The sequence below is a fragment of the uncultured Gilvimarinus sp. genome (assembly GCF_963972205.1).
Taxonomy (GTDB): domain Bacteria; phylum Pseudomonadota; class Gammaproteobacteria; order Pseudomonadales; family Cellvibrionaceae; genus Gilvimarinus; species Gilvimarinus japonicus.
The window spans coordinates 200,086-213,228 of record NZ_CAXAUC010000005.1 but is presented as its reverse complement, the minus strand read 5'-3'; the positions used below and the strand labels follow the sequence as shown (position 1 = coordinate 213,228).

9 protein-coding genes are annotated in these 13,143 nt (G+C 55.6%); 7 read left to right on the top strand and 2 right to left on the bottom strand.

Annotated elements, in window-relative coordinates; translation table 11 throughout:
* The first annotated feature begins 30 nt into the window (after window positions 1–30).
* A complete protein-coding gene (tsaA, locus tag AACY82_RS10565) occupies window positions 31–741 on the top strand; it encodes a tRNA (N6-threonylcarbamoyladenosine(37)-N6)-methyltransferase TrmO (protein ID WP_339616779.1) in 711 nt (236 codons plus the stop codon).
* 140 nt (window positions 742–881) lie between these two features.
* The gene (gene serA / locus AACY82_RS10560) at window positions 882–2,111 is read left to right on the top strand and encodes a phosphoglycerate dehydrogenase (RefSeq protein WP_339616778.1); all 1,230 of its coding nucleotides are present in this window, start codon (window positions 882–884) and stop codon (window positions 2,109–2,111) included.
* A 40-nt stretch (window positions 2,112–2,151) separates the two neighbouring features.
* Here the strand turns inward: serA and AACY82_RS10555 are convergent, their stop codons facing one another.
* On the bottom strand, window positions 2,152–3,981 hold the full coding sequence (locus AACY82_RS10555; RefSeq protein WP_339616777.1) for a hypothetical protein: 1,830 nt from the start codon (window positions 3,979–3,981) through the stop codon (window positions 2,152–2,154).
* A gap of 70 nt (window positions 3,982–4,051) precedes the next feature.
* Entirely contained in the window at window positions 4,052–5,305 is a 1,254-nt protein-coding gene (locus AACY82_RS10550; RefSeq protein WP_339616776.1) for a TonB family protein, read from the bottom strand.
* A 177-nt stretch (window positions 5,306–5,482) separates the two neighbouring features.
* On the opposite strand from AACY82_RS10550, the gene AACY82_RS10545 reads away from it, so the two are divergent.
* The 5 genes from AACY82_RS10545 (at window position 5,483) to AACY82_RS10525 (ending at window position 13,048) form a co-directional block, all read left to right on the top strand.
* A complete protein-coding gene (locus AACY82_RS10545; RefSeq protein ID WP_339616775.1) occupies window positions 5,483–7,489 on the top strand; it encodes a thioredoxin family protein in 2,007 nt (668 codons plus the stop codon).
* Window positions 7,490–7,510: 21 nt separating this feature from the next.
* Window positions 7,511–8,125, top strand: coding sequence for a thioredoxin family protein (locus tag AACY82_RS10540; protein WP_339616774.1), 615 nt, complete (start codon window positions 7,511–7,513; stop codon window positions 8,123–8,125).
* A gap of 145 nt (window positions 8,126–8,270) precedes the next feature.
* Window positions 8,271–8,870 (top strand): DUF938 domain-containing protein, encoded by a 600-nt coding sequence (locus AACY82_RS10535; RefSeq protein ID WP_339616773.1) that lies wholly within the window; start codon window positions 8,271–8,273, stop codon window positions 8,868–8,870.
* Window positions 8,871–8,900: 30 nt separating this feature from the next.
* Entirely contained in the window at window positions 8,901–9,326 is a 426-nt protein-coding gene (locus AACY82_RS10530) for an MAPEG family protein (protein WP_339616772.1), read from the top strand.
* Between the two features lie 146 nt (window positions 9,327–9,472).
* A complete protein-coding gene (locus tag AACY82_RS10525) occupies window positions 9,473–13,048 on the top strand; it encodes a family 16 glycoside hydrolase (RefSeq protein WP_339616771.1) in 3,576 nt (1,191 codons plus the stop codon).
* The last annotated feature ends 95 nt before the right edge of the window (window positions 13,049–13,143 follow it).

The window sequence follows — 13,143 nt, the reverse complement described above, 5'->3', positions numbered from 1 at the left end:
GGCGGCTTTACCAGCCAATAGATATGCACCATGTTTGAGTTTGAACCTATCGCCGTGGTCCGCTCCTGCTTTACCGACAAGTTTGGCATTCCCCGCCAAAGCGGCTTAGTACCAGCGGCGAGCGCCACCCTTGAGTTTCACCCACCCTACAACGACGCCCAAGCGTTTGTCGGGCTGGCGGGCTGCTCGCACCTGTGGCTGCAGTTTGTATTTCACGCCAACCGCGCCAGTGGGTTTCGCCCGCGGGTGCGCCCGCCGCGCTTGGGCGGCAATAAAACCCTCGGGGTATTTGCCACCCGCTCGCCGGTGCGGCCCAACCCCATCGGTTTGTCGGTGGTTAAACTCGATCAGGTGATCATCACCGGCGCCACAGCAACACTGGCCATCAGCGGCCACGACTTGCTGGACGGCACCCCCATTGTGGACGTTAAGCCTTACGTGCCCTATACCGACTCACTGCCCAACGCCGTCAACCCAGTCGCGCCCGAGGCCCCAGCCACGCTCGCGGTAACCTTTAGCGCAAACGCCACTGCCCAGTGCCAACACCACAGCCAGCGGTTAAACACGCCGCTGGCCGCACTGCTCACCCAGCTGCTGGCGCAAGACCCGCGGCCGCAATACCAAACCCCAGATCCGTCGCGCCGCTACGCCATGGCCCTGTTCGACCTTGATGTGCAGTGGCACTACCACTCGCTGAATAACGCCTTTGCCATCGAAGTAAGCGATATTCGCCCGCGCTAACGCGCCCAGATTGCGCCTTAGCCGCTGGCCCGGCGGGCTATTTATGCTATCATTCGCGGCTCTGACGGCGGCGCCGGCCAGAACAACCTACCCCCCCACTTTTCATTCTCTGACAACGCGCGAGTTGAGGTCTTTGTTTTATGGGCAAGAAGTCACTGGATAAGAGCAAAATCAAGTTCTTACTACTAGAGGGCGTGCACCAGTCCGCCGTCGAAACGCTGCACGCGGCAGGCTACGAAAACATCGAATACCTGAAAACCGCACTGTCAGAGGACGAGCTGATCGAGAAGATCAAAGACGCTCACTTTGTCGGCCTGCGCTCGCGCACCCAACTGACCCGCCGCGTGTTTGATAACGCCCCCAAGCTGATCGCCGCCGGTTGCTTTTGTATCGGCACCAATCAGGTGGATTTACAGGCGGCACAGGAGCACGGCGTTGCGGTGTTTAACGCGCCTTTCTCCAACACCCGCTCGGTGGCCGAGCTGGTGATCGCCGAGGCGATTTTGATGCTGCGCGGCATCCCCGAGAAAAACATCGTTTGCCATCGCGGCGGCTGGTTAAAATCGGCGCTTGGCTCTTACGAGATTCGCGGCAAAACCCTAGGCTTAATTGGCTACGGCTCCATCGGCAGCCAAACCAGTGTACTGGCCGAATCACTGGGCATGAAGGTGAAGTTTTACGACGTGGTGACCAAGTTGCCGCTGGGCAACGCCAGCCAGGTTCGCTCGCTGGATGAACTGCTGCAAACCGCCGATATTGTCAGCTTACACGTACCCGAAACCGGCGCCACCAAAAACATGATTGGCGAGCGCGAGCTGGGCCTAATGAAAAAAGGCGCCTACTTAATTAACGCCTCGCGCGGCACGGTCATCGATATCGACTCGCTCGCCACCGCCGTTAAAAACAAGCACATTGCCGGTGCGGCTATCGATGTGTTTCCGGTTGAGCCCAAAGGTAACGATGACGAATTTGTCAGCCCGCTGCGCGGTTTGGACAACGTGATTCTCACCCCGCACATCGGCGGCTCCACCGTCGAGGCGCAAGAGAATATCGGCGTAGAAGTGGCCGAGAAACTGGTTAAATATTCCGACAACGGTACCACCACCAGCTCGGTCAACTTTCCCGAGGTGGCACTGCCCGAGCACCCGGACGCGCACCGTTTGCTGCACGTGCACGCCAACGTCCCGGGTGTACTGTCTGCTATTAACCGCGTGTTCTCGGATAACGACATCAACATCTCGTCGCAGTACTTGCAAACCAACGAGACGGTAGGTTATGTGGTGTTGGATGTTCACTCGCCTTACAGCGAGACGGCACTAGAGCAATTGCGTAACATTGAGGGCACTATCCGCTGTCGCGTGTTGTTTTAAAGTAGCGGCCTTAAAGAGTAAGCAGTGACGCCTCGCGGTGTCACTGCTGTTCTAATTCATCCAGCGAGTCCGACAAGCGAGTAAACTCATTATCGATAATCGAGCCCGCCTCGTGCAGTAAGTCAAACCGTTGCTGCGCTTCATTGATGACATTGCTAAACACATCACGCATTTCTTCGTCGGTATCCAAGCCCAACAAAAGTTGCTTTATCTCCACCACCAAATTGCCGGTAATACGCTTTACCTCTTCAGTTTGATAGGCGTATTGAATATCAATATTGGTCACACCAGCGCGTATTTTTTGCCCGAGTTGTACGACCTCGAGGTGATGCTCCGTCAGCCGCTCGAGCGCCGTGTGTTGCTCTAGCTGCAACATAACCAATGAGTGCATCACATCCAACACCCGTATCAACTCCTGCAGCTCGACATCCGCCAGGGCCTGCTCGGGGATAAACACCTGCAAACACGGGCGCGCAAAAAACAATCCCTCGGCACTGTGCTCTTGCAGTTGCACATCGGCAATATCTGTTAGCTTTTGTCGCAAAGTCGGGTTATCGAGGTTGGCCGAGCCGGAGAAAGCCGCTTCACCCTCAAACACCACCGCCGCCAAATAAGGTAGGTTTAATTGCACCAAGGTATCGGCCACCAACATTAACACGTCGTCGGGGCTGTTCTTTTCAACCACAGCAAGCGAAAACGCCAGCAAGGTTTCCGCCAGCGCGTTGGTGGGCTCGGGCGGCGCACTTGGCTCTGCCAGCGGAGCGGTGGCGCTGTTATCTAACGCCTCTTGTAAGTAAGCCACTTCGCTCTCGAGTGTCGCAATACAGTTTTCACACTCGCTCAACATGCGCTCCAGCGCGTCCGTCTGGCCCTTTTTATCGCCGGATTCGCTATCAAGCGAATGGCGCAGTTCGCTTAGCTCGTGGTGCAAACTGGCAATGGTGTTGCGCTGGCGATGATTATTACTGCGCAAGCTATCAATCACCGTAAGCTTGTCGAGCTCGGTGTGTTTGTGTAGCGACTCGTGCAACTGTGCCAAACTTTTATCGTAGTCCTGTACGCCGGTGCGCAGTTCATCAACACTCTCGTGTACACCGTCGCGATTTTTATAAACGGTTTTATGAGGCTCACGGTTAATATGATCGTGCATTTCATCGACCACTTGGCGCTGCTCGTCGTGGGCCGCCGTGATATTGCGCGCTTTAGCACGAGCTTGCGCCTCGGCACTCTCGGCCACCTTGGGGCCCCCGGCATCGGCCATTAATGCACGATACCGCCGATAGTACTGACGCAGCTTTTTAATCTCAGCGCCATAGCGCTGGTTTTGTCCGCGCAGCTCGGCGTTGTCTTGCTCGACATGCTGCAGGGTTTTCATGCGTTCGCGCAGCAGTGAGACTTTGTCCGGGTCGTGCGCCTCGAGCGACTTGCCGCTACTGACAACATCGCTCACAAGTTTCGAGAGGGCTTTTTCGATAAGCTGCCAGCGCCCGTGCTCGGTGGCTTGCGCCTCGGCTTGGCGCTCGGCTTGCAGATAGTGATAACGGATAGAGGCGATGCGCGCGCTAAAAGGATCGTCGGCGGCGTAGTCGCCTAAACTTTTCTCGGAGAATTTTTTGTAGCGCTCGAGGGAGTCGGCTTCCAAGCTGGGCCAATCGATACTCTTTATCGGTGCGGCGCCATCGTCTGGGTGAGGTTGCTCGTGCGCGTCATGCTCGTGACCGGCCTGATGTTTTAAGCTGGCATAGACGCTCAACAGCCGCCGGTAGCGCTGGCGAACTCGCCATAGCATCAGCCCCAAAAAGACCGCGGCAACCACAACAACGGCGAGGAACTGCGCCAATATAAGCACTAACGTGCTGTTATCAGCCATAAAACTCTCAGATTCTATTGTTAGATTTTAAGAGTATAGACCAGCAGAGCGCGCTAAGTCATGGGCGGTTTTAAGAGCGCTCAAGCATAAAGGTGATGGGAAACACAAATTCAAAATGCTCGGCTGCTAAATCAGGCGGAATCGCTGGGTAAGGGGCGGCTTTGTCTATGGCGCGGCGCACGGCGTCATCCAGCTGCTTGTGGCCCGACGTCAGCAGTGGCTGCACCTCAAGCACATCACCGCTGGCGTTTAGTACCACCGCCATACGGACGCTACCGCTCTGCTGTAACTTCATGGCGCGCCGTGGATAGGTAATCTCGGCGTGGGTCAGTGCCACTAGCGTCGCGGTGTAATCTTGCAGCAGCTCTAACGATGCCACCGAAAAATCGGGTAAATCGTCGTCAGGCTCCGGGCTTTGACGTGGCGTACCGCCTTGGCTCGCGGCAGCCAATACCGGGCTAGGCGCGGCCAGCTCCATTGGTCCATCTTCAAGCTCGGCTGCAACGTCCGTCGCAGCCGGCGGTGTTGCCAGCGCAGAGTTAGGTGCCTCAGGCGCAGGGACAGATACCGGCATCACGGCGGGTAGTGCTGCAACACTTGCCTGACGCTCCGCTTGCTCCCCGGCAACACTCGATACCGCTTGCCGCTTGCTTGTTGTTACAGATTCTTGCGGCAAAACGTCACCCGACTCAGCCGTATTTGAAATTACCGGAGCGGGTTTTTGCCACTGCTCGACCAAACCCAAGCGCTCCGGCGCGGGGGCGAGCGCTTCATAGCGAGCGATATCCCCCGGCGCCGAGTTACCCAGCAGCGCGTGCTTAAATTCCCGGCTGGGCGGCACCGAGCCAATCCAGGTGGCCAGCAGTAGATTAAAGAAGTTAGGGTCGGTTATATTCACCAAGCGCTGCTGGTTAAGATAAACGTTGACGCCCTCGCCATCGGTGCGTTCGCTAATAGCGAGAATATCCCCCGCCCGCAAACTGCCTTTAAAGGCGTTAAAAAAACGCGCCAACGATTCCCCACTGGCGCGCTGCGCCGCCACTGAGTTATTAATGGCAATGCTCTGCAAAAATAACCGCGACAACTTACCCGCCGTCATATGGTCGGCGATAAAACGAATCTCCATTTGCCGCGAGCCGTGTTGGGCAAACGCCAGTTGCACATCGGTGGTGGGCTCGGGCAAAAACAGGCCAGCCAAAAACAGCTCGCGTTGCAACTCTATATAGGGAGCAACCCCGTCCGGTGCGGCGGCGACCCGATGCGCAAACAATGTGAACATCAGCGCAGCAATCAGCGCACTACAACGAAAAACGGTGCGTTTCATACTTTTCCCTATCGTCGGCTGGTAAAGTCAATAAATCACCACAAAGCCGCAAACGAGGCGCTGCGCAATGAAGTGTTGTTTTTGATTTTTTGCGGTAGGCTATCGTGATTGATAGCTGTTATCGTTTTATGACAGCACAGCTTTTATAACTAAATTTTTTATTTTTTGGTGAACCCAATGATCCGTCGCTGGCTACAACCTGTCCTGCTATTCGCGCTCCTGTTAAGCGCGGCAAATTTTACAGCGGGCGCCACCACAGAGGCCTCGGGTGAGCACGTTAAGGTGCACTTAATCACCCCCGGCCAATTTGCCGAGGGTCAAAGCACTACCGTTGGTTTTTACTTTGAGGTGGACCCACACTGGCATGTGTACTGGCAAAACGCCGGCGACTCGGGAGCCGCACCGCGCTTTGATATCAAGGCCAAAGGGGCCCACATTGGCGAGATCAAGTGGCCTTTCCCGGCACGATTGCCCATCGAGCACTTAACCAACTTAGGCTACGAGGGCAATGTCGCCTACCTGTTTGACATAACGCCCAAGGCGGGTGCCAAGGCCGTCACGCTGGACATAAACCTTGAGTGGTTAATATGCAAAATCAATTGTATTCCAGGCTTCGGCCAGATCAGCGGCCAGTGGCCGGTAGCCGCTACCACCCAATGGGCCGAGGCCGACCAAACACTACTCGACACCTTTAGTGCGCGCGTGCCGCAAGCCGAGGCAAGCAGCCCTTGGCAGCCTAGCTCACTGACGACGACTAACAGTGCCAACCTAACCATCACCGGCAAAGGCGCCGCGCCCGAGGTGTTTCCTTTAAATGGCGATTGGCTCAGTGCCGAGCGGCCCCGTGTTACCGAAACCAACTCGGGTTATACGCTGCACTTTGCCACCCAACCCGGTGTTAGCGCCCCAGAAACCGCCAGCTTTGTCATCGCCCAAGACAACCGCGCCTGGCAGTTGGATAACGTCGCCATAGACAGTGCCCCGGCGTCAACATCCAAGGCCAGTCACGCGGCACTGTGGCTTTTGCTGCTGGCGGCTTTCGCCGGTGGCGTCATTCTTAATTTAATGCCCTGTGTATTTCCGGTGTTATCCATCAAAGTTTTTAGCCTAATGCAACCGGGAGTAAGCCGCGCCGAGCGGATACACGAAGGCCTGCTCTACAGTGCTGGGGTACTCACAACTTTTACCTTGCTGGGCGCATTGTTACTGGCACTGCGCGCCGGCGGCAGCGCCATTGGCTGGGGGTTTCAGCTGCAATCGGCACCGGTGGTGTTGGCACTGGCAGTATTGTTTTGGCTGATGGCACTGTCGTTTAGCGGCGTGTTTGAGTTTGGTCACCGCCTAATGAACCTGGCCGGCGGCTCGCGCGGCGGCGCCTTTGCCACGGGTGTGCTAGCGGTTTTTATCGCGGCCCCCTGCACCGGGCCTTTTATGGGCGCGGCATTGGGCGCGGCCGCGGTATTGCCCACTGTGCAAGCGCTGGCGATCTTTATCGGGCTTGGTGCCGGTTTAGCCGCACCTTTCTTACTGCTAAGCGCCTCGCCGGGGCTGCTTAAACGCTTGCCGGCGCCCGGCCCCTGGATGGACACCTTACGCCAATTTTTTGCGTTTCCTTTATATGCCACGGTTATTTGGCTGTTATGGGTGCTGGGTAAATTAGTGGGCGATATCGGCTGGGTACTTGGCACCTCCCTCTTGCTCGCGCTGGCCTTTGCGCTTTGGCTCGCGCGCGGCGCCGGCCGTACTCGCTTGCTGCTGGCCATCGCCATCGCACTGGGCGCCATCGCTGCCACCGGCACCACGATTATGCGGGCCGGAGCACCCGCGCCACAAACCGGCAGCGAGCTGTGGCAAAGCTACGATAAAACCGCCATTGCCGACGCGCGTGCCCAAGGCCGCCCGGTGTTTATCGACTACACCGCCGCTTGGTGTATTACCTGCCAAGTGAATAAAAAGCTGGTGCTAGAGACCGATCACACCACCGACTTATTTAAGCGCAAAAATGTACTGGCGATACGCGCCGACTGGACTCGGTTTGATCCGGAAATTACCGCAGCGCTAGAGGCACTGGGCCGCAACTCACTGCCGGTTTACGCGTGGTACCCGGCCGGCGCCCAGCAAGCACAACTCTTGCCGCAGCTGTTGCAAAAGCGCATGATAACCGAACTGTTTGATAGCGAATAACCCCACCATTGGAGACCCGACATGAACGTCCGCAACCCGATCCGCCCGTTGTTATTTGCCGCCGCACTGGCTGTGCCAAGCTTAAGTTTTGCCGTGGCCACCCCCGGCGAATCCGCCCCCGCCTTCTCCGAGGTCGATGCCGCCGGCGAGATGCACTCACTGACCGATTACCAAGGCGAATGGCTAGTGCTGGAGTGGTTTAACAAAGATTGCCCCTACGTGCGCAAGCACTACGGCAGCGGCAACATGCAAGCGCTGCAAAAAAAATACACCGATAAAGGCGTTAACTGGTTAACCGTGATCTCATCGGCTGAAGGCAAGCAAGGATACTTGGGCCCGGTTGAGGCAAAAGCCGAAGCTAAGAGCCACAACTTAAACGCCAGCAGCGCGTTTGTACTCGACCCCGACGGTAATATGGGCCGCGATTATGGCGCAAAAACCACGCCCCATATGTTTGTGATCAACCCCGAGGGCGAGGTAGTGTACGCTGGCGCCATCGACGATAACGACTCCGCCAACCCGGCGGTAATCCCTGACTCGCACAACTACTTAGCCGCCGCATTGGATTCAGCCATGGCCGGCGAGCCGGTGGCAGAACCAGCCACCCGCGCGTATGGGTGTAGTGTTAAGTATTAAAGGTCGGAGGACGACTTAAGGGGAACGGGGAACGGAAAATTTCTCGCCCCCGTACTCCATTCCCCGTCCACCGTTACCCGCTAGTCCTTTAAATGCAGCGCCAAAAACCTAGCCACCACTATCACTCTCAACCAACGATCTTTCTATGTCCTTACCCTTTTCCCAAGCGTGCGAAAACAACAAACAACCCATTCTTACTGTTTTGCAAAACGTATTTGCAGATCGTACTCAGGTACTGGAAGTTGGCTCGGGCACTGGCCAACACGCGGTGCACTTTGCTCCCGCGCTAGCGCACTTGATGTGGCAAACCAGCGACCTGGAGCATAATCACGCGGGCATCAATAGCTGGATAGACTCGCAGCCAAGCGACAACCTGCGCCGGCCGGTTATTTTTGATTTGTCGGCACCGAACTGGCCCGGCGAGTTTGACGCCGTGTACTCGGCGAACACCACTCACATTGTCAGCTGGCCGCTGGTGCAAAATTTATTTCACGAGGTGGGCCGGCAGTTACCCGCCGAAGGCGTGTTTGCCCTGTACGGCCCATTTAATTACAACGGCCAGTTCACTAGCGAGAGCAACGCTGCGTTTGATCAGATGCTGCGCCAGCGCGACCCAAGCAGCGGTATTCGCGCCATAGAAGACTTAATCGAGCTGGCCCAGCGCCATGATCTACACTTACAGGCAGATCACGCGATGCCGGCCAACAATCGCTTACTGATCTGGATTAAACGCCCGCACGAATAATCTACTCAAAAAACGCAAAAGGAACGCTTTATGCAGCTCGATTACACATTCGCCTATATCTGGATTTATGTCGCCCTGATTACGTTGCTGGTACAAGCCACCGTCGCCGCCATGAGCAAGGCCAAACAACCGGGCGCGATACCGGGCAAGATGGACGAGCACCTCTCCCACGGCTCGTTCGTGTTTCGCGCCAACCGCACGTTTATGAACTCCCTAGAAAACTTTCCGCTGTTTATCGGCAGCGCCTTTTTAGCGGTATTTACCGGCACCAACCCACGCTGGGTGGGCATCTTAATCATGGTTTACGCCTTAGCGCGCATCATTCATATGGCGCTTTACTATGCTATAGCGACTGAAAAAAATCCCAGCCCGCGCAGTTATTTTTATGGTATTGCACTAATCGCGCAGGTGGCGCTGCTCGGCTTAATCGGCATCAACTTACTGGGCCATTTGTAAGGTTGTGTAAGCAATCGTATAAATTGAGTTTATGAAAACGTATTCAGCCGCCGTGGTGCTCAGCGCCATGGCACACTCCCTTCTTTTATACCAAACCAATTGATAATAAGCCGACCGATAATAACGAGTGAACCTCGGAGAACCCTATGCTGAACTTACCTGCGCGCAATCCCATCCTGACGCTGGCTTGCAGCGTTTTTGTATTAGGCGCCTGCAGCCCCAACCCCCCCACACAAACCACCGCGAGCACCGACCTAAGCGGCCCGATGCCAGCGTTTCGCTCGGTACTAGACGGCAAGCCCCGCGTACTTACGGTGCGGTTAGACGATGAGTTAAGCGTCGCCTACGATACCGATGGCGGCGAGCTGTATAAAGTGTGGGATGGCAGCGTAGAATTCTCGGGCGCCGTGTACGATCAAAAGCATGGCCCGCAGCCGACGACGCCCTCGCGTAATTATTTGCTGAATGGCGCCAGCCACTGGGCTGATGGTATCGATTATCAGGGTTACCGGTTGAGTGGCGACAGCGCCCAGTTGCAGTTTGGCAATGGTGAGGTATCTATTATCGAAACCCCCAGCCAGGCGCTATCGGCCGAAGGGGTAATACTCACCCGCACCTTTGAGGTGAGCGGGCTTACAGGTAAACAGCAAGCCACATTAGCAGGCTTAACCTTGCCCAAAAGCTATGACGTTAAAGGCGACGGCGCTATCGAAGGCGACACGTTACGCCTGAGTAACGGCACCACTATACTGACTCTATCTTACCCACCACTGCCGCCCGCCAGCGCAAAACCTAAGCCCACTAACGCAAGCGCCGAGCATCCGGGGTTGGCACTGATCAAAAACAGCGATTGCGCCGCCTGCCATAATGCCGAGGTGAAAACCGTCGGCCCGTCTTATATGAGCATCGCCCAGCGTTACACCAATGAGAGCGACGCCGTTGCCACCCTGAGCGAAAAAATTATCGCCGGCGGCGCCGGCAACTGGGGCCAAGTACCCATGACGCCCCACGCCGATTTAGACGAGCAAGACGCGGCGCAAATGGTTGAGTATATTCTTACGCTTAAGCCTAAAGCAGATATAACCGATAACGACGCAGGCCCGAAGACCTTGCCAGCTGTGCCCGTTAATTTAAAAGACGAGACACCGCTACTGGAGCAGAATACTCCGGGCGCGATGGTGTACTTGCACTATTTTAGTGGCGACCAACCCAACGTCGAGATACTGCGCACCATACCACCCGCGCTGGGCGCGCACACGCCGCAATTGCACTTGCCCGACATCGACGGATTTGAACCTATTAAAGAACGCTTTGCGTATCAAGTAAAAACCAATTTAAACCTTACCGAGCCACTGAATACCACCTTGCGTTTAGTAAGCGATGACGGCTCTTATTTGTACTTAGACGGCGAGCTGGCGATTGATCACTGGGGGTTTCACGGCCCCGACCCTATGGACACCGAAGTGTCACTCGCGCCTGGCATTCACCCGCTGGAGATTATTTTTTTTCAGGGCACCTCCGGTGCGGCACTATCGCTGCAATGGAAAAACCCTGCCACCGGAAAGTTTGAGCTAGTACCAGAGAGTATGTTACTGGCAACGCCCAACGATGTGCGCACGGTGAAACCAGTGATTACCGACCCGGATATTATTAAAACCATTCCCGGTGACCAGCACGAAGTCGCCGGCGTACACCCATCGTTCGATTTACACCAAGCACGGCCCAAAGAGTTTGAACCCATGGTAGGCGGCATCGACTTTTTAGATGACGGCCGTATGGTGGTGTCTACGTGGGACCCGGAAGGCTCGGTGTATTTAGTATCTAACTTTGATGCGCCGCCCGAGCAAATTAAGGTTAAACGCATCGCCCGCGGTTTGGCCGAGCCGCTTGGGGTGCAAGTGGTCGATGGCGATATTTACGTGATGCAAAAACAAGAGCTGACGCGCTTGGTGGACGTCAACGGCGATGACATTATCGATGAATACCAAAAAGTCGCTAACGACTGGTCGGTGACCGGAAACTTTCACGAGTTTACGTTTGGGCTGGAATACCTAGACGGTTATTTTTACGCAACACTTGCCACCGCGATTTTACCCGGCGGCGCCAGTGCCGACCCGCAAGCTCCCAACCGTGGCAGCGCCATGAAAATCAGTAAGGCGGACGGCAGCGTAGAGTTTATCGCCAACGGTTTACGCACCCCCAACGGCATTGGTTTTGGTGTTGATAAAAAACTATTTGTTGCCGACAACCAAGGCGACTGGCTACCGGCCAGTAAAATTGTCGAGCTTACCGAGGGCGCATGGTACGGTTCGCGTTCGGTCGATTTTGAGGGTACCGCCAAACGACAAGAAACCTTGCCTGTGGTCTGGCTGCCACAAGATGAAATTGGCAACTCGCCCAGCGAACCAGCACCTCTGAATGTTGGCCCCTACCAAAACCAAATGATTCACGGGGAAGTCACCCACGGCGGTATCAAGCGTGTTTTTGCCGAGCGGGTTAACGGCCGATTACAAGGCGCTGTATTTCGTTTTACGCAAGGCCTAGAGGCCGGCATCAACCGTTTGGACTGGGCACCCGATGGTTCGCTGATTGCCGGCGGTGTCGGCAACCCCGGCAACTGGAGTCACGCGGGTAAAAGCTGGTACGGTTTGCAACGCTTAAGTTACAACGGCAACACCACCTTTGAAATGCTCAGCGTCAGTGCGCGCAGCGATGGCTTTGAAATTACTTTTACCGAACCAGTAGCTGAAAGCGCGAATGTCAGCGCCGATGACTTTGAGATTATTCAGTGGCGTTATGAACCCACAGACGAATACGGCGGCCCTAAGTTAGATAAAGGCCCACTAGAAGTGCAGGCGTTTGCGTTGTCGCAAGATCGCACCCGCGCGCAATTTAAACTGGCCGGATTAAAAGAAAATCACGTTGTGTACTTTCGCATCAAGCGCCCGTTTAGTAGCACCAGCGACCAGGAGCTGTGGACCACCGAGGCCTGGTACACCTTAAATGCCATTCCCACCGACAAACCCATCGTGATTAATAACGCCTATAGCGTTAATCACAATCAACTCTCCGAGCAGGAGCAAGCCGATGGCTGGCAATTATTGTTTGACGCCCAAACCCTAAACGGCTTGCGCAACTACAACAGCGACACACTGGGCGAGCGATGGACCATAGACGAAGGCACCTTACACTTAACGGGTCGCACCCCCGAGGATGAAGGCTGGACAACGCCCGGAGGCGGCGATGTCGTGATCACCCCAGAACCCGTGACAAACTTTGAGTTGCGTCTGGAATGGAAGCTGGCCAAAGATGGCAACAGCGGCATACTCTACAACGTCAAAGAAAAGCCCGAGCTAGAACACGCGTATCAGAGCGGCCCGGAATACCAGTTACTAGACAACCCGGGCCACCCGGACGGCAAAATAGAAAAGCGCCGCGCCGGCGATTTGTACGATTTGATAAAATCCAAATTCGTGACAGTACTGCCTGCCGGGCAATGGAACCGCACCCGCTTAGTGGTGAACAACGGTAAGATTGAGCACTGGTTAAACGGCTACAAACTGGTCGAGACAGACATGAACACCGGCCAATGGCAGCAGCTTATTAACAACAGTAAGTTCGCCGACTGGCACGATTTTGCTAAATCCCCTGACGGCCACGTTCTGCTGCAGGATCACGGCGATAAAGTGTGGTTTCGCAATATTAAAATGCGCAATCTTTAATAGCCTCCCGGCCCCAGATATTCTCTGGGGCCACTACTACACTTATCGGCTTTTATCGACTAACCTTAGTGATCAGTGCTGCACAAGGATAGGTT